This window comes from Afipia sp. GAS231 (assembly GCF_900103365.1).
In the GTDB taxonomy this organism is placed as follows: Bacteria; Pseudomonadota; Alphaproteobacteria; order Rhizobiales; family Xanthobacteraceae; genus Bradyrhizobium.
Window position 1 is genome coordinate 4,505,255 of record NZ_LT629703.1, and the last position, 17,877, is coordinate 4,523,131.

A 17,877-nucleotide genomic window follows, 5' to 3' on the forward strand; every position below is an offset into this window, starting at 1 on the left:
CAGAGCAGATAGAGGCACTCCTGCCTGGCGCTCCCTACCAGAGTACGACCTGCGGTAGCTCAATCAGGCACTTTGCGCGTCGATACGCCCAGCAGTCTTCCGTCGTCCCGACCGTGCCACCGGCTTCCCAAAGGAGGCGCCAGATTTCGGTTGAAGCGTTGGTGCGGCGATGTGCGGAATCCAGAAAAATTCAGCGATTTCATCTGCCGGTACCGCCTTGCTGAGCAGGAAGCCTTGCATTTCATCGCAGGCATGATCGCGCAGGAACGTTTCCTGCTCGGCGGTCTCCACGCCTTCGGCGACAATCGTGAGTCCCAGTGCCCTTCCGAGACCGATGATCGCGTCGGCGATGGCCTTGTCGTCTGTATCTGCCGGCAAATTCCGGACAAAGGATCGGTCGATCTTGAGGGTGTCGACCGGAAAGCGCTTAATAAACGACATCGACGAATAGCCGGTGCCGAAATCGTCGATCGCCAGATGCACGCCGTAGCCTTTGAGGGCTTTGAGCACCTCGATGGACCGCTCCACATTTTGCATCACCATGCCCTCGGTGATCTCCAGTTGGAGCATTTGCGGGGGCATTTCGGTCTCCGTGAGCACCTCCTCAATAGACGCCAGCAGTCCGTCATGGGTGAACTGCCGCGGCGAAAGGTTGACCGCCATGGACATCAGTGGAAGTCCCTGACGCTGCCATTCCATGCTTTGACGGCAGGCCGTCTTCAACACCCACAGACCAATGGGGATGATCAGGCCGGTCTCTTCGGCCAGCGGGATAAACTGATTAGGTGGCAGCAAGCCGAGATCCGGATGATTCCAGCGCAGCAGTGCCTCAACGCCCGTGATCTGTTCGGTCCTGAGGGCGCGTTTGGGTTGATAATGGATGACCAATTCGTTGCGCTCGATCGCGCGACGCAGGCTCGCCTCCAGCATCAACCGCTCCGTAGAAGGCGCTTTCATCTCCGTGGAATAGAAGCGGACGCTATTCTTCCCCTCGTCCTTTGCAAGATACATGGCCATATCGGCGTTCTTCACCAGGGTCTGCTCGTCGTCGCCGTCGGCGGGGAACATCGCGACGCCGATGCTGGCGGTGATTCTGCATTCCTGCCCGCTCAGCAGCACGCTCTTGGTCGCGGCAGACAGCACCTTGCGGGCGATGTCGGCGACCTGCTCGCGGTCGGCTACTTCCTGAAGGATGATGACGAATTCGTCACCGCCGAGCCGGGCCACCACGTCGCTCGCGCGCACGCTGTCACGGAACCTCTCGCTCATTTTGACCAGCAATGCATCCCCTTCGGCGTGGCCGAGTGTATCATTGATGATCTTGAATCTGTCGAGGTCGACGAACAGCAGCGCGAATTGCCGGTCATGGCGTTGCGAGGTCTCGATCGATACCTTCAGCAACTCGCTGAACATCACGCGGTTGGGCAGGCCCGTCAGGCCGTCATGCGTGGCGAGATAGTTGATCCGTTCGTCGGTCCGGGCTTTTTCGTCAATCCGATCGAAATTTGCGAACGCGAATGAAAGGTTGTCGGCAAGCCGCTGCAGGAGCTCGATCAGGTCCGGCGTGAAGGCATTCAAATCACGCGACTGGAAGACTACAGTCCCGATCGCTTCTGCATTCTTAAAGAGGGGAAAACACCCGAGTGACTCATCTTTTCGGATAACTCTCTGAAGGACCTCAAATCGAGGGTCATTCAAATAGTCATTGCTAATACACGCTTTTCCCAACTTAAAAGCGAGTTCGGACAGCGTGCGCGCGCCGGAATCAGAGGCATCAACCAGAAATCTAAAATCCTTCATCGCAGGTGCTAATGTTCCTGCAATAGCAACCACACGAAGAGAACGTCGATCAGGCTCGATCAAAGCGATCCCCGCAGACGTAAAGGTTCGGCCGCGCACGGCTGCGCGGCAGACCAGGTCACAGAGCTCAGTTCGGCTCTGGGCGTGCATGATGGCTTCGTTGGTTTCGCTGAGGGCCGCAAACATCCACGCCAAACGCTCGTTGGCCTGATCCGATAGCCGGCGCTGCTTCTCCCGCTCGAAATTGTCGAGGGCAAACGACACATTGTCGGCCATTCTATGAAGGAGCTTCACGATCTCATCGTCGAGCACGTTCGGTTGCTGCAGACCGAACAGCAGCGCGCCGACGCTCAATCCGTTCTTCCTGATCGGAACGGCGGCGGCCGATCGCATCCCGGTGCGCTTAGCCTCCTGCCACAGGCGCCGGACGCGGGGGTCGCGAAAATAGTCGTTGGCAATCGCCGGCTGATTGGTCCGAAATGCGGTGGCAGCAAGTCCGTCGCCATGCTCCGAGCGTGGCTCAACCGAAAGTGTCTGTGCGCGAGCGCCGTCGATCCCGCGTTCGGCGCCGGCAACGACGTGAAGCAAATTGTCAGGTCCGGCCAGCATGGCTGCGGCAAGGACAAATTGTCCATCGGCAGTCGCAGCCTCGCACACGTGCTGAAAGAGTTCTTCCTCTGTCGCCGTCCGCAGTAACGCTTCGTTGGCAGCATTAGAGGCCGCCAATATCCAGCTCATGTTCTTGCGTGGTGCCATGGCATCTGCTCCCCAGGAAGCTGCTCTAAGGCTACCCCGAAGGGACGATGCGCATTTTCACCTAAGGTGTAGTTACGAAACACCGTCAAGGAATGATTAAGTTCGTGGCCATTAACTAACCGATTAACAGGTCTCAATAATTTAGACGTAAGGCCGCCTCAATTGGCGACCTCTTTCATTGCGAAGCAATCGTGCATGTCGCCTAGGGGCATAAATGCGAAGCGCCGCGACATCCGTTATATCTCCGCCATTGAACGAAAAGCGGAAGTGAAACCGACATCCTCACGCCGTTAATGATACGCTGGTCGGCGCAACCAATTCGTCCGATTGTCATTAGCATCGCTGGTCGAGCGCATAGCTTTGCAATATCCAGCGCGTGTTGCGCCGGGTGATAACATCGATCAAGCCCCTGCATGCTTACCGGAGTTCATTGGCCACTCGCCGCGCGTTTCCGCCGCGGCGGCTGCATTGTGACCGAAAGAATTTCGCAATGCCGATTGGCCGAGAAACAGACTTCGCGTTTCGCCGCATGCGCCGCGCGGATAGTCTGCTAGAGGTGGGGGGTAATAGGCCGCGAGGTCAGAGAATGAGACTAGAAAAACGCCGCCCGTTTCGTCGATGCGACGGACAAGGTGGCTACCTTGGGAAATTGCATTCACCGGCGTGCGCCTTTCTGGGCTGATCGTCATGACTAGATCCGCCGCTTCGACCTAAAATAGCTCCCGGTCCGGCTCGGGTCGCCCGTAGAGCCCGCGCGACATACGACGGCGTCTTTCCGCCAGCTGATCCCGTCAACGAGCAGAGGACACGGCACTGGTAGATCATCCGGTCAGCAGCGCCGTGCCCAGCGCAGCGACGGGGTCCTCCCGTCATGATCAAGATCATCGCCGTGCGCTGCAGTCTCTCCCCTCCGGCAAGTTGCAACCATGAGATCGTCACCACCTCAGACTTCGTTGACGTCTCGATGCAGTCTTGCCTGATGGGTGCGTGCCGCAGCTCGCCGTGTGGATGAAGCAGCATCTGTCGAGCGCCGGCGGAATGGCGGTGCGTGATTGGCAAACAGGGTGGCAGGGGAGCTTGGGGTGGAAAGCAACGGTCCTCGCGGGAGTTCATCGCGGTTCCGAGTTGTCCGATAACGAAGCCGGGCAACGCGACGTCGTTTAGATCGTCGGCTGTTGACTTCCGATCTACCCCGATGAACGGACGTACTTGGTCTCGGCTCCGACTTCGCAAAAGTGCCAGAAGCGGTCAGCCGACGCTGCCGTGAGTGAACGGGAATGTTGAGGAAGCGCAAAACCGATCGCGCCGGCGCTGCTAGGATTGACGCCGAGGTCGAAGTTGGGCGGTGGTTCCATGATCACCGGAACACATTACTGGGGCGGAGGCACGGGCATTTTGTGGCGGCACCGCAGATATTTATAAGTGCGGTGCTCTACCTCCATAGAAGCATTCGTAATCATCATTCGCTTTGACAATTCGGACACCGCGACCGCTCGGGTGCAACCTGATCCTTCGGCGGCTCTTGCATTCGGTCACCCTCGGTAGATGGCAGAACGTACTCGCGAGCTACGCGAATAGGAGGCTGAGGTTTTGACGCATTTTATGTTGATAGTGCAATTACTGGATAGCCTTTTGGTTCCCCCAGGCCAAACAATTTCATACAACTATAGATATTGCCCTCTGGGTTTCTCGTAATGAGGCTGATCGGGATGCACGGACGACCTGAGCATTTGATTGTTCCGCTCGAAATAGTACGTACCGTACTGGCCATTTCAGAGACAGGAAGTCTATCCAGGGCTGGAAAGCGGCTCGGCCTCAGCCAAACGGCCGTAAGTGCGCAATTGAAGCGCATCCAGAATCTGCTCGGTGGCGAAATATTCAGAAAAACGCCAAATGGGACCGCTCCGACGCCGCTTGGCAAAATGGTTCTTAATCAAGGCCGCAGGATGTTGGAAGCCAACGACCAGATGCTTCGACTTGGAGGAACTGATAAGGGTCCTCAGCCGATTCGGTTCGGGATCAGCACCTTATTTGTAGAGGAATTCCTTGAGCACGAAACCGCCGAAACCCTGGCTGGCATCGTCATGTATACTGAGGATTCACTTGGGATCGCCAAGGGCCTGATCGACGGCTACATTGACATCGCGTGTATGTTAGATAGTTCGGAGGCGGGAGCGGAGGTTTCCAATTTGGTCGTCCGCGAGCGTGAAGAGCCTTTCGTTTGGGTGAGATCAAAGGATTTTGTTCTCAGCCCGGGTGCGCCAATTCCTCTGCTGACTTGGCCCGGGGATGATATGATGGTCCGCGCGCTGACGAAAAAAGGGAGCACGTACACGATCGTATTCAACAGCCCCGACTATCACGCGACTGTTAGGGCACTGGAAACAGGGATCGGCTTGGCCGCTCTGCCCAAACGTACGATTCCACCGTCTCTGGTAGAGGCGAAGGAATATTATCTCCCCGCGCTTCGGCCGGTCAAAACGCTGCTGTGCGCGCGCCGAGATCTTGAAACTCCTCAAGCGAACAAGCTATTAAGGCGATTATCGGAATTGCTTTTTACGCCGGGCTAAGCCGCATGCGTTGTAGAGGCCAATCTCGGGACATTATCGGCATCAGTCATTTGCGTGGGTCTGCTTCTGTTCTGATCACCTCCGATTTGCCCCTGCGAGCGACCGATTAGCAGAGGCATTGCGATACGTCGCTCCCTCCTTCTATCCCTGCAGGACTGGAATCGTGACGCGTTCAACAGGCCGCTCCGAAATGGCTCATCTTAGATCCCGACCAGTCGACTGGCCCGCATCCCTGAAGTCGTCTCTTCCTAAGAAAGGCGAGAGAAAGCTGTCCCCGGTACGAAAAAGGGAAACTTGCGCCTCTAGAGTCGAAGACAGACGCATCAAAACGTCCAACGGTCACGCGCTTTCAAATAAGAACGTCGACCAGATACTTGGCCTGCAGCCTACTTTTGCGTTCAAATTCGGGTAGGATAATCATCACATTCCCGATGGGATCGTCAAAATTGGCTCCCGGGTAGTCCGCGCGCGAAGCACGCCTTCAGCCCAGCGCATCGGCAGCATCGCGGATCCCGGAATATATTTCGCTAAGATCTGCTGACGTAGTGCAATAAGGCGGCATTACGTAGATCGTATTGCCAAGCGGGCGCAGCAGCAGATTTCGTTTCCTAAAGAAAGCTTGAAGCTTCGGACCGATGTCCGCCAGATAGCCCGCATCGCTCGCTTTCAGATCGAGTGCTGTGATGGTGCCTAAGCGACGAACGTTTGCAAAGCGCGGGTCGGCGCGGAATGGCTCAATTGCCTGCTCTTGCATACTAGCGACCGACGCGACGCATTGGCGAGATTCCTGATCTTGCCAGAGATCCAGGTTGGCCTTTGCCGCGGCGCAAGCCATTACATTTGCGGTATATGAACTCGAATGAAAGAACGTACGCGTGCGATCCTTCGAATAGTGAGCCTCAAAAATATCTCCGCGGCAGAGTGTCACTGCGAGCGGAAGTGCTCCTCCCGTGAGGCCTTTCGAATAGCAGGCGATATCGGGCGTGACATTGGCCTGCTCGCAGGCGAATAATGTTCCGGTGCGGCCCCACCCCGTCATGACCTCGTCGGCAATGAACAGCACGTCCGAGGCCTCGCAGATTCGCTTCATCTCTTTCAACACCCAAGGGGGATACATCAGCATCCCGCCCGCCCCCAATATCAATGGCTCCACAATAAAGGCGGCTGGCGTTTCGTTTCTACATGCAGACTCGAGCGCATCGAGCGTGGTCTGCTCATGGCCTCTCGCGGGGAACGGGATTGAGGTTACGTCGAACAGCAGGGGCCCGTACGCCGCATTGAACACGCCTCGGGCACCAACCGACATCGCCCCAACCGTATCGCCGTGGTAGGAATGTTGCATCACGACAATGCGTATTCGCTGTTTGCCGATATTATACCAATAGCCGAGTGCCATTTTCAAAGCCACTTCTACACTGGCTGAGCCGCTGTCGGAGAAGAACACATGGTCCAAGCCACGGGGGGCGAGTTTCAAAAGTTGTGCAGCAACTTCTTCGGCCGGATCGTGGGTGTAGCCGGCAAAGATGATCTGGTTGAGCTTGCCTGCCTGTTCCTGGATGGCGCGCACAATATGTGGATGGCAATGACCGTGGGTCACGACCCACCAGGATGAGATTGCATCGATGATTCGACGACCATCCGCGGCGTATAGATAGGCACCATCACCACGCACAATCTTCGTCATCTCGTCTTGAAGCGCGTGTTGCGTGAACGGATGCCAGATGGGCGACGTCTTCTTTGGTATCATGGCTTGAAATCATGAGGGCGGAATGAAGCTTCGAACGCGGCCTGCGGCGTGTTTGCCGTGAGAGGAGAAAGCCAGGGCAACCTTCCCAATATACACACTTGCCCGATCTCGCAAATAGCGCTCACCAGTCACAGTTTTCGTGTAATGGAAAGACATTTCGGTACCTGGCGCGAAATCTCCGTGGCCGAGCTCGACAGCTCTTCCGCCGCCGCCGCAACCGTTCCGACATTGTTCGAAGCACTTTCAGAGGCCGCACGGACGGTCGCCGCCCGGGCCTAGCGTCGCTGGCGGTCGCCGTCATCGATTGCGCCGTGGTCTGCATGCCTGCGGCGGCCGTCGCCACCGAGCGGACGATGCCGTAGACGCTGCGCTCGAAGTCGTTGGCGATATCTTTCATTGCCGAACGACGTCCCGCCGCGGCACGCGCCTGTCTTTCCGCTTCGCCTTTTCGAGCCCGCGAATGCGCGCCGCATTGTCCTTGAAGATCTGCACCGTGGCCGCCACGGCGCCGACCTCGTCGCCGCGGCCGATGCCGGGGATCTCTTCGTCCAGTTTGCCGTCGGCCAGCGCCCGCATCCGGGCGCCGAGCAGTCCGAGCGGACGGCTGATTCTGCGGCCCAGCAGCCAGGCGATGCCGTCCGAGACTATGACGATAGCAAGGGTGGCGAGGCCCAGCAGCCACACGATCGGCTTCAGCTTGGCGTTGAGATAGGTCCCGGTCGCGAGCAACATATCAAGTCGAGCACGTCGACGGCGTAACTGACCTTGCGGATCGGCTTTTCCTCGTCGGGCTTCGCAGCTTCATAATACACCAGGTTCGACCCGTAAACCCGGACGCCATCTATCAATTCGGGCGCGTGAAAGCACTCCTGAATAGTGCGGCCCGGGCGACGCATGCGCTCGGCGGCAAGACCGAAGGCCGTGACTAGCCGATTGCTCCCAGAACCAAAACTCGTCACGTCAACCACGACGTGATCCGTCTACCCGGCGGACTGCCCCGTCTTCGACGACTGTTCATGGCAGCAGGTCCGTTTTGCGCCGATACTGTTGAAAAAGTCTTTTCGGGTTGGCGGACGAAATTTTCTAGAGCCGCTGATGCGGGTTGTGAGCAACGATATGAGGGACCTCGTCGCATCTCAGAAAAACGACCACGGACTTTCGCATCGGCGCTGCGGCGCATCCCAACGGTGGAATTGTGCAAAATGCAGCATTTGCGGGATTTTTGGGGGCGGTCGATTTTCGACTTTTTCAACAATATCCGCCAGATGCGGTCACTGAGCACGTATGATTGAGAGAACGCATCCCAGCGACGGGACGCCGGGCGTTGAAATTTCTCTGGCGAACCTCAGTTCGCCAGCGGATCGGGCCTAAACTGGATGTGAACGGCGCGCGGCATCGAGCCCTTGCCGCCTTCCTTGAGCCAGGGCGTGCGGTCGCCGCTCGTGCTCCACAACCCGCGGCCTTTCCACCCGGCGTTGGGATCATCGATACGCCCGTCAAAACCCTTGGCGTAGAAGCTGAGCGGATACGGAATTCGGATCGTGATCATCTTGCCGTCCTTTAACGCTACGAAGCCGTCACCGAGATTGGCTGTGGACATCGGGATGTTCTCGCCAAGTCCGGACGTGTTGTGCTGGTCGACCCAGGTGTAATAGCTCGACTCCGCGCTGTTCTCGCCGATGCCGTCGAAGCCGGGGCCGGGATATTGATAGATGGTCCAGCCCTCGGGGCAATGATTGCCGGTGGCGGCCGGCCCGTTGAGCGGGCCCTTGCACTTGCGCCGATCGAAGCTGCCGAGGTGGCCGCTCGAGAGCGACGCCCAGACCACGCCGTTCTTGTCGATATCGCCGCCGCGGATTCCGATTGCCTGCGCGGGTAAATTGAACACCTCCGATAGCCCGGTCGCCGGATCAAATCGCAGGACCCCCGGCGGGCCGCCGAAGACGGCTACGGTGTACCATATCGAGCCGTCGACCGGCGACGGCATCACCGCGTAAGATCCCGAACCCGGGACGATCCGCTGGTCCTTGTTCGGATCGAGCGGGGCGTTGGGCTCGACATAATCGTCGCGCCTTCCGTTGCCGTTGGTGTCGAGCACGAACGGCGACCAGCCTTGCGACTTTGCGGCATCGCCGGTTTCGTCAAACATCTTGGTGTTGATCCAACCGGCAACCGGGCCCGTGCCGCTGAACCACAGCGTGTCGTTGGCGTCGTAGCCGAACTGCAGGTGATGGGTGGCAAAGCAGGTATTGATGAAACTGTACTTCATCGTTTTGGGATCGAGCATCGCCACCTGGCGCGCCGACTCTTCCAGCGGGAACACCTTGGCCGACGGGAGGTCAGAACCCTGTTTGCAGAACGCCGGGTTATCTATGCCGCGCACGGCGGCGGTCAGCCAGAGCCGGCCCTTCTCGTCGAACATGGAGTTGTGGTTGTTGGCTCGCGTATCCCAGAGTTTTTGCTCGCCCCAATAGGCGGACGGCGCCAGCGGCTTCACGCTGGCGACATGCCCGGGACCCAACGCTTCCGGCGTCTTGGGGTCCGCGACCGGCATCTTGAAGAACGACACTTTACTCGTCTTCGGATCCAGGATCGGCATGTTGTCGGTCGAATATTCCGGCGAGCCGTAAAGCGGGCCATAGGCATTGACCATCGGATTGCGCCGGTCGGACGAAATCAGATCGTGCAAATATTTGTCGGGCGTCGACCACTCCCATGACGTGATCACGATATTGCGTTCGACGCCTTGTGGACGCGGCGGCTTGCTTTTGGGCAGTTCGCCCTTGGCGATGCGGTCGGTCCAGTCTCCGAAATATTTGAAGGGGACGCCGCCAAAATTGCCGGCAATCTCGTTGGTCATCCACTCGCCGGCCTGCCCCGATTGAACGCGCCGCATCCAGGCCGCTGCGCCGGAATCGAACTTGCCGAAAGCAGCCGGTATCGTACGAGTGGCTTCTTGGCCGAGCTGATGGCACCCGATGCAGCCGATGTTCTTCACCTCCTTCAGCCAGTCAGTCTGGGTCAGCTTTTCGGGAATGTCGCTCTTGCCGCCGAAATCGCTGGCAGGCGGAATTTTCATCATCGCATACCAGTAGATCGCCGGATAATAATGCGCCGCCGCCGCTTCGTTCGGTGCCGGCACCGCCGTGTGATTGAGAACCTGGCCCGGCTTTGCGGTGAGTTTGGCCGAATCCACCAGGCCGTAACCTCGCACCCAGACGCTGTAATTCGCGGCCGGCAGATCCGGGATTAGGTAGCGGCCGGAATCGTCGGTGACGACGATGCGCGCGAACTTCGTCGGCAACTCGGTGGTCTCGGCGATCACCCAGACCCCGGCTTCGGGGCCCGCCGCGCCGACGACCGTGCCGCCGATGTCGGTGGCGCCGATCGCTACGGCCTGCTGCGCATACACAGTGATGGGGATTGTACCTGGCAGGGCCATTAAGCCGGCAAATATCGTCAACCGCGCAAGCATTCTGGTCACCAACATGGCTCACCTCCTGGCATGGAACCGGCCCTTTGGCCGGTTTTTCATTGTCGCTATTCTTGCAAATTTTTCATTGTCGCTATTTTAGCAAAAGGTCGGCAGCGTCCAATGGCTTGAATGAAGCTTTGCTGACGTCCAGCAGCGAACATCGAACCGGTTGCCGTCTATCAGAATCCTGCTAATAAATTTTTCAACTACATGTCCTCTGAGCAAACCTCTGTCCTCTAAATCTTGTCCATCATTTAGATATAAAACATAATGCAGCTGGGCCTACCCACTTCGTCGCGGTGAGCGAGCCCGGCTAGTTTTACGAAAGTGGGAAAGAGCATCGTGAATACTTTTGTTGGCGCGCTCGATCAAATGGCGGCATAGATCTGTGTGTCCGCGCATCTCAGACGTAATTCAACAATGGATAAGGGGGGCATCTTGACACAAGATTCGTATATTTCCCGCCGCGGTTTGCTTGCGGGCGCCACGGCTGCAGGCGCGGTGCTTGGCACCGGCTCCCGAAGTTTGGCTCAAGCGAATGCTGACTGGCAGACGGGCGCTCCCGCGGAATGGGATCGCGTGCTCGCGGCAGCACGCAGCGAAGGGCTGGTCACGGTGGCCGGCTTTCCGCTGCTGAGCGAGAAGATGAGCGCTGCGTTCAAGAGAGATACGGGTATTCAGCTCAATTTCCTCGGCGGCAATACGGCGGAGCAGTCGGCGCGTCTCGAAGCGGAAGCGCGCGCGAAGAATGTGACCATCGACGTTCTCGTAAGCGGCGCGCGAGAGCTTGTGATGATGAAGGAAGATCTGCTGGAGCCGATCCTGCCACAGCTGATCCTTCCCGGTGTCGCTCCCAAAAACTTCCGCGATGGAAAGCACAAATTCGTCGATAATGCCGGCCAGTATCTCCTGCAAGGAGCATCCTATGTCTTTGGCTGGCTGACGGTAAACACCGACGTCGTGAAGCCCGGAGAGATCAAGGTCTGGAAGGATCTGCTCGATCCGAAGTACCGTGGCAAGATAGCGGCATACGATTTTCGTTTCCCGGGGCCCGGACAAGGTCCCGCGATTTTTCTCTACAACACGCGCGGCCCAGAATTCATCAAGGAACTATTCCACGGTCAGCAAGTCAAATTCTCCACCGAGAATCGCTCGTTGATGGAGGGCGTTGTTCGCGGGACGACGCCGATCCTTCTTGGCGGAATTCAGCTCGAGGTCGAGCGCTTCCGAGCGAATTTCAAGAACATCGGCGTTGTTCTGCCGGAAGACGGGCCTGGCTACCTCACGGGAGGATTTAGCGTGATCAAGCAAGCCAAGGGGGTGCCGCACCCAAATGCGGCGAAGGTGTTCATCAACTGGTACATGAGCAAGCCAGGTCAGGAACTATATGAGTCCATCACGCTGGAAGCTAGCCGTCGCATTGATCTCGGGACCAGCCCGCCCAGCTATGTCGTGCCAGGTAAGTTTGAGTACACTGACGATTACACCGAAGATTACTATTTGTTATCGCGCAGTTCAATGGTTAAGAGCCTCAACGACACGCTGGGGCAGCGGTGATGGTCGTGGCAATCAAGAACTTGAAGATGGCGTCTGCCGCTGTTGCAACGGCTGATGCCATCGTGCGGGTAATGCGCAGGCTTGCCCCAGTCTTCAACAAATGCGCCGCTTCTGAGTGTGCGAGATCACATTCTTGTATGCAACGAAGACAGCATCGTTATGTAGGCGTCGACCTGCAGCAATCATCATCAGCAGTTCCACCGCTCGTGACCTCGGGGCCTGGTGCGAATCGATCGGAGAAATGAGGGCCATGCGCACCATAACGCTTGAGGAGCATTTCGCCACGACAGGCTTTCTCGATGGCCCGGGCCGCGACCTCAAGGAACAGGCGCGCCAGGTCGGCAGCCACGCCGAGCGGCTAATGCGCGACTTGTGCGACATCGGCGAAGGGCGGATCGCCCAGATGGATGCCGCCGGCATCGACATGCAGGTTGTCTCGCTGAACGCGCCGGGTGTCGAGCAATTGGAAGCCGCCGAGGCAGTGGCGCTCGCGCGCGACACCAACGACGCGTTGGCCGAAGCGATCGCCAAGCAACCGACAAGACTGTCCGGCTTCGCTGCGCTGCCGATTGCGGCACCGGATCAGGCGGTTAAAGAGCTCGAACGCCGCTTCAGCGATCAGGCCTTCGCCGGCGCGGTGATCAACGGCCACCAGCGCGGTCGCTATCTCGACGACAAATTTTTCTGGCCGGTGCTGGAGGCCGCCGAATCGCTAGGCGCGCCGATCTATCTGCATCCGACGCCGCCGCCTAAGCCGGTGATCGCAGCGTCGTTCGGCGGCTTTGCGCCGCACGTCACGGAGATGCTGGCGGGGCCGGCTTTCGGCTGGCACATCGAGACCGCAGTGCATGTGCTGCGCATGATACTGGGCGGCGTATTCGACCGCTTTCCCAAGCTGCAGATCGTGATCGGCCATATGGGCGAGGGCCTGCCGTTCTTCATGCAACGGGTCGACATGATGCCGGTCGAGCTGACGCAGCTCAAACGCCCGGTCAGCGAGTATTTACGCGACAATCTGCACTATACTTTCGCCGGCTTTAATTTTCCGCCGACATTTCTCGATCTGCTGCTCGAGGTCGGGGTCAGCCGTATCATGTTCTCGGCCGACTATCCTTACGGCTCAATGGCTAAGGCACGCTCGTTTCTGGAACAGATTCCGGTTTCCGCCGCTGACCGCGCGCGGATCGCGCATGGTAACGCGGAGAGTTTGTTCAGACTTTGAGCGTTCATACTTTGAACGCGCGGCATATCACCGTCACGATCGCCTTAATCAGTCGCAGTAACCGCGAAGAGGTCGATCTGACGGGAGAGTTCGACGGGTCATGTGCGGCGGTCAAGCCCCGCGAGACATTTGCCCTGCTCCGTGACGATCACGGACGGCACCGGGTGTGCGTGAGAATAGATTGCCACGCCCCAAAAGTCTTTCCGACCTCCGGCAGAGGGCGGAATGTCCGTTGAGGGTCCAGGCCGTGTAAAAACATGATGCTTTAGGCAGGCGAACTCGACATGGTGACACCGGGCCTAGCTCAGGCGCGGATCGCCTCCATCAAACCACCAACGCCCAGAATGCTGATTACCCTTTTCATGTTGTAGGCCAGGACGTGCAGCGCCATTTCGGTACCGACGTTCTTGAGCGTTTTCATCTGGAAGTGCGTGGCTCCCATCCAGGACTTTATCGTACCGAAGGGATGCTCCACAGTTTGGCGGCGCTCTCGCATCTTAGCCGGGTTCCGATCGAGCCGCGCTTGCACAGCCTCAAGGACGGCTTCGTGCTCCCAACGGGAGATCCGCCGCTCTTTGCCTGTTGTACAGTTGCTCTTCAGCGCGCAGGCCTGACAGGCGGTGGTCCAATAGCGACGCAGTGTCTTACCCTCTTCCTCATTGGTGTAGTGATAGGTTAGCTGCTCACCGGCGGGACAAAGATAAACGTCGTCCGCGGCGACATAGACGAAGTCCTGCTTGCCGAAGCGGCCTTTGGCGAGAAGGCCCGAGGTCATCGGCTTCGGAAGATAAACTGTGATGCCGGCTTGCTCGCAGGCGACAATTTCCTCGCCGCTATAGTAGCCGCGATCGGCTACAGCCTCGATGGTCTCGGAACCAATCGCTGCGCGTGCCTGCTCAGACATGCGGGATAGCTGGCTCCGGTCAGAACCAACATTGGTCACCTCATGGGTAACAATGAGATGATGTTTGGTATCGACGGCGCTCTGCACATTGTAACCGACCATCCCGCTGCCTCGGCCGCTGGTCGCCATCGAGCGAGCATCGGGATCGGTCAGCGATATCTGCTTGTCCTCGGTCTGCATCATCTGAGTGTTCAGACCGTTCAGGCGCTGTATCTCCTGGCGCAGCGCTGTAATCTTCTCGTTGAGCCGGGTGATCTTGGCCTCTGGTACGGCTTCCCCCTGGCGATCGGCGCTGTCGAGCTGTGAGAGGTAGCGGGCTATGCTCTCGTCGATCTGCACCAGCCGCCGCTGCATCTTGGCCTGGGTGAAGTTCCGATCCCTCGTGTTGACGGCCTTGAACTTGCTGCCGTCGATCGCAACGCTTGCTTCGCTGAACAGCTCAAGGCGGCGGCACAGCACCACGAACTCACGGCAGACCTTGCGGATGGCCTCGCCATTGTCCTTACGGAAGTCGGCTATCGTCTTGAAGTCCGGCGTCAGCCTGCCCGTCAGCCAAACCAACTCGATGTTGCGCTGGCACTCCCGTTCCATCCGACGGCTCGACTGCACCCGGTTGAGGTAGCCGTAGACGTAAATCTTCAACAGCGTCGCAGGATGATAGGCCGGCCTTCCTGTCGCCTCCGGTTCAACGCCGTCAAAGCCGAGCTTGGCCAGGTCAAGCTCATCGACCAACAAATCGATCGCCCGGACCGGATTGTCCTCGCCCAAATAGTCATCCAGCCGATCGGGAAATAACGTGCTCTGACTGCGGTCATCGCCAACGACAAAGCGCGTCATCGAATCCTCCCGGCAAATCACAGGAGAAACATATCATTTGTGAGCCGTTTTCACACAGGCTGGGTCATTCGCGTCGATCTTGGCGCTTCAGAGGATGCCGGTTACGGGAAAATCTCGGAAACGCCGGTTGCCCGGTCTTATCGAGTGAAGGCCGGCGGTTTGGACGTGATAGACTGGGGCGAATGCGCCGCCCTGCCCCTCAATCGCGCCTTCGGACAAGTGTCCTTGCGGGTAGACGGTATCTACGGCGTACATTTGGCACGATCGACGACAGCGTTGAGGCTCAAGCGTGAGATCCGCTTTCGTCGATCGTTTAGCGGCTCGACGCGCAGGATAGAAACGCCTTGACGACTGGATCGACGGCGCTGGCATCGAATGCCAGTCCTACGATGATCTCAGGGCCAGCAGGCTCGAGACGGCAGTATTTGACCGAGGACGAAATGCCGTAAGTTGACACGGTTTGCGGGACAATGCCGATACCGAACCCGGCCGCGATCAAATTCAACATGGATACGTCACTCGTGACTGAGCGAACAGTCCGTGGAGTAAATCCGAGCACATCCCGCACTGGCAGCGTCTCGTTGATATTCAAGGCCACGAATGCTTCGTCGCGAAGTTCGTCGATGGAGATCCGTTTGCGCTTGGCGAGCCGGTGAAACGCCGGGAGTGCGACGACCATGGGTATTTTCGCAATCTCCTGGATAGCGAGGCTCAGAGCGGCTCCGTCCGCAAAGGTGGTCACGAAAGCAATATCCGCGGTGCGGTCCTTCAAGCCGTCAAATTGCGCTCGCGGTGTCACTTCACGTAAAAGCACCTCCACGTCACCGTAGCGTTTGTTAAACGCATGGAGCCATGTATAGAGCACGCCCGCGTGGGCGGCGTGGCGGGTGAAGTCGATAGAGATTCGGCCGACCTCGCCGCGCTCGGCTCGCTTCGCAACATCGATCGAATTCTGCGCCTGCGCCAACGTCTTTCTGGCCTCCACCAGAAAAAGCGCACCCGAGTGCGTAAGCTCCACCTTCCGCCTGCTTCGCTGCAGCAATCTAGTTCCCAATTCGTGTTCGAGATTTTTGATCTGAATGCTTAGCGCTGGCTGGGCAATTCGTAAGCGAGCAGCGGCCTTCGCAAAATGCAACTCTTGGCAGAGGACATCGAAATACCGAAGGTGCCGCAATTCCATTGATAAACTCCGTATATCACAGGCGGTAGCTTATTATATTGGACCAACGCTTCGGCCCTTACTATCTACGAGATAAGGATATGGTTTCTTTCGTGATCCGCTGGTCAATAGGAGAAAGTCCATGACCAAGAAACTTACGATTGCGCTGTTCAGCGCAAGTATGCTTGCGTTGTCGGCAACGTCTTCGTTTGCACAAGAGACTTACGTGCGCGCTGGCAGCCATCAGAACGTCGGCCCGACTGGAAAAGCTGTCCGGCCGCCGCCGCAGGGTTTCAGAGAGAAATTTGCCGCGATGCCAGCCGTTAACGGCCGCGGAGACCTGCAGATCGACTATGCGCGGCCACCGGCGCAGCCAGCGCAGTAATGCCGATCTCGGCATCGAAGTGAACCCGGAGCGGCAGCGCAACGCGAGACATGGCGGTTCGATGAATAGCTTAGAGCACGTTGTTTGGCTGCTGACCCTTTGGGCGACTTTTAAGTACGAAACTCTAAAAAAACTGGCGCCGCGGAAGCATCGCGACGCCAGTTGAAAGAGCAGGAGGCTGGAGATTATAACGTTGAGGCTTGTTCTTTTCGAAGTGATGATCTGCGAATGGGAGATCGGGCGAGAAAAGGGAAACCAGAAAATCAAGACTGGAAATCCGATCCTCTTCGTCCGTCAGGCACTAGAACTTTGCAGTGATACCGGCATAGACGGTGGATTCTGTGCAGCTATTGGTGCTAGCGCCTGTTGCCGCGACGGTGCAGATCCCTGGAGAGGCGTTGGCGTCGAGGCCGTACTTGTTCTGCCAATAGCGGTAGGCAACCCATACGTCAACGAAGTGCGAGTACTTCGGTCCGACGAAAGCCTTGGAAGCATCGAACGTTAGACGGATAGGCTCGGCGTTGAACTCAGTCTTGGTTGCCGTCGAGAACCGCCCGGTGCCCGTGCCGACGAGCGGCGCGTTCTCATCGCCCCTCGCCCCGTACCAACCCAGGCGGCCGCTGACCGAGAAGTATTGCATGTTCTCAGGCAGGAAACCCAGGTCCATGTAGTAGTTGGTCTCGACCGCCCACGTGGGCTTGAATTTGACGTTTCCGTCGGCGAGGCACGTCACCCCAGGGACGCCCGGACCAAAAAGACCGCACTGGTCGAACGCGATGTGGGTATATTTCTGATATGCTAGGGGCGCCACGTTGATGTAGCCTTTGTAGGGTAGATCGAAGGCGAATTGGATACCAGCCAGGAATTCGCGCGACGCGGGCGCGAGGGCCGTATTCGACGTTTCGGCGCCCGCGCCGACCTCGAACGAAATGTTATGCAAGGGCCCGGCGGTAAAGGCCTTGGTGTTGAAGAGTTCATTCCAGCCGAAGGTACTGCGGATGAGACCGTAGACATCGCTCGCGCCAGCACAAGTCGCCGGAGCGCCGCTAGGAAGGACGCCTGCATTCACGCATGGACCCGCGGGATCATTCTTGTCCGACTTGTACAGCGAGATACTGAAGAAGTTGGTACCGTATGCCCACGCGTCGAAATGGCTGAACGAATAGACGCTCTTTGCCGTTGTTCCGTTGATGGAGCCGTTCGGTTGGATGGAATACGACCCGGGATCCGTGCCTTTCGGCATCCAAGAATAAGTCACCCGGTTATCTATTACGAAGAAGAACGGCACATCGAATATGGGCTTAACAGCCTTTGTAGGGAGGATCGGAGGCGAAGCAGGAACGTCCGCTGCGCTTGCGTACTGCAGCGGAGTAAGCGTCGCAAGAGAGAACACTGCCACTGCAGTTCGGCGAAAGCGATAGTTCATCAGATACCCCCAAAGTTCATGCTTAACATCAATTAAGGT

At 57.9% G+C, this 17,877-nt stretch carries 11 protein-coding genes and 1 pseudogene; 4 read left to right on the plus strand and 8 right to left on the minus strand.

Translation table 11 applies throughout. The features are described 5' to 3' along the window. Window positions 1-63: 63 nt before the first annotated feature. The gene (locus BLS26_RS21210; RefSeq protein WP_092514354.1) at window positions 64-2,556 is read right to left on the minus strand and encodes an EAL domain-containing protein; all 2,493 of its coding nucleotides are present in this window, start codon (window positions 2,554-2,556) and stop codon (window positions 64-66) included. Window positions 2,557-2,957: 401 nt separating this feature from the next. After that, window positions 2,958-3,245: a hypothetical protein gene (locus tag BLS26_RS35865; protein WP_157676526.1), complete on the minus strand. Its 288-nt coding sequence runs from the start codon at window positions 3,243-3,245 to the stop codon at window positions 2,958-2,960. 1,005 nt (window positions 3,246-4,250) lie between these two features. Between BLS26_RS35865 and BLS26_RS21220 the strand changes: the two genes are divergently transcribed. Beyond that, on the plus strand, window positions 4,251-5,126 hold the full coding sequence (locus BLS26_RS21220; RefSeq protein WP_244541643.1) for a LysR family transcriptional regulator: 876 nt from the start codon (window positions 4,251-4,253) through the stop codon (window positions 5,124-5,126). A 481-nt stretch (window positions 5,127-5,607) separates the two neighbouring features. Here BLS26_RS21220 and BLS26_RS21225 read toward each other — a convergent pair whose 3' ends face one another. From BLS26_RS21225 to BLS26_RS21240, 3 genes and pseudogenes are all read right to left on the minus strand, one after another. After that, window positions 5,608-6,873 (minus strand): adenosylmethionine--8-amino-7-oxononanoate transaminase, encoded by a 1,266-nt coding sequence (locus BLS26_RS21225; RefSeq protein ID WP_092514356.1) that lies wholly within the window; start codon window positions 6,871-6,873, stop codon window positions 5,608-5,610. 134 nt (window positions 6,874-7,007) lie between these two features. Further along, a pseudogene (locus BLS26_RS21235) lies at window positions 7,008-7,724 on the minus strand (HAMP domain-containing protein); the annotation flags it as partial. Between the two features lie 494 nt (window positions 7,725-8,218). Continuing rightward, a complete protein-coding gene (locus BLS26_RS21240; RefSeq protein ID WP_157676527.1) occupies window positions 8,219-10,363 on the minus strand; it encodes a carboxypeptidase regulatory-like domain-containing protein in 2,145 nt (714 codons plus the stop codon). A gap of 423 nt (window positions 10,364-10,786) precedes the next feature. On the opposite strand from BLS26_RS21240, the gene BLS26_RS21245 reads away from it, so the two are divergent. After that, a complete protein-coding gene (locus BLS26_RS21245) occupies window positions 10,787-11,905 on the plus strand; it encodes an ABC transporter substrate-binding protein (RefSeq protein ID WP_172804656.1) in 1,119 nt (372 codons plus the stop codon). A gap of 133 nt (window positions 11,906-12,038) precedes the next feature. Next, entirely contained in the window at window positions 12,039-13,127 is a 1,089-nt protein-coding gene (locus tag BLS26_RS21250; protein WP_197681263.1) for an amidohydrolase family protein, read from the plus strand. A gap of 304 nt (window positions 13,128-13,431) precedes the next feature. Here BLS26_RS21250 and BLS26_RS21255 read toward each other — a convergent pair whose 3' ends face one another. Both BLS26_RS21255 and BLS26_RS21260 read right to left on the minus strand, forming a co-directional pair. After that, window positions 13,432-14,868: an IS1182 family transposase gene (locus BLS26_RS21255; protein ID WP_092514364.1), complete on the minus strand. Its 1,437-nt coding sequence runs from the start codon at window positions 14,866-14,868 to the stop codon at window positions 13,432-13,434. Window positions 14,869-15,181: 313 nt separating this feature from the next. Then, the gene (locus BLS26_RS21260) at window positions 15,182-16,048 is read right to left on the minus strand and encodes a LysR substrate-binding domain-containing protein (protein WP_092514366.1); all 867 of its coding nucleotides are present in this window, start codon (window positions 16,046-16,048) and stop codon (window positions 15,182-15,184) included. Window positions 16,049-16,169: 121 nt separating this feature from the next. On the opposite strand from BLS26_RS21260, the gene BLS26_RS21265 reads away from it, so the two are divergent. Continuing rightward, window positions 16,170-16,412 carry a hypothetical protein gene (locus tag BLS26_RS21265; RefSeq protein ID WP_092514368.1) on the plus strand — a complete coding sequence of 81 codons (243 nt, stop codon included), beginning with the start codon at window positions 16,170-16,172 and terminating at the stop codon, window positions 16,410-16,412. 301 nt (window positions 16,413-16,713) lie between these two features. On the opposite strand, the gene BLS26_RS21270 is transcribed toward BLS26_RS21265, so the two are convergent. After that, window positions 16,714-17,838, minus strand: a complete 1,125-nt coding sequence (locus tag BLS26_RS21270) for a hypothetical protein (protein WP_092518341.1) — start codon at window positions 17,836-17,838, stop codon at window positions 16,714-16,716. Window positions 17,839-17,877: the final 39 nt, after the last annotated feature.

What these genes read in the sequence shown, in the direction of transcription:
- BLS26_RS21220 (WP_244541643.1), top strand. Translation starts at nt 4,251, where the DNA reads ATGAGGCTGATCGGGATGCACGGACGACCTGAGCATTTGATTGTTCCG.
- BLS26_RS21270 (WP_092518341.1), bottom strand. Translation starts at nt 17,838, where the DNA reads ATGAACTATCGCTTTCGCCGAACTGCAGTGGCAGTGTTCTCTCTTGCG.
- BLS26_RS21265 (WP_092514368.1), top strand. Translation starts at nt 16,170, where the DNA reads ATGACCAAGAAACTTACGATTGCGCTGTTCAGCGCAAGTATGCTTGCG.
- BLS26_RS35865 (WP_157676526.1), bottom strand. Translation starts at nt 3,245, where the DNA reads ATGACGATCAGCCCAGAAAGGCGCACGCCGGTGAATGCAATTTCCCAA.
- BLS26_RS21260 (WP_092514366.1), bottom strand. Translation starts at nt 16,048, where the DNA reads ATGGAATTGCGGCACCTTCGGTATTTCGATGTCCTCTGCCAAGAGTTG.
- BLS26_RS21210 (WP_092514354.1), bottom strand. Translation starts at nt 2,556, where the DNA reads ATGGCACCACGCAAGAACATGAGCTGGATATTGGCGGCCTCTAATGCT.
- BLS26_RS21225 (WP_092514356.1), bottom strand. Translation starts at nt 6,873, where the DNA reads ATGATACCAAAGAAGACGTCGCCCATCTGGCATCCGTTCACGCAACAC.
- BLS26_RS21255 (WP_092514364.1), bottom strand. Translation starts at nt 14,868, where the DNA reads ATGACGCGCTTTGTCGTTGGCGATGACCGCAGTCAGAGCACGTTATTT.
- BLS26_RS21240 (WP_157676527.1), bottom strand. Translation starts at nt 10,363, where the DNA reads ATGTTGGTGACCAGAATGCTTGCGCGGTTGACGATATTTGCCGGCTTA.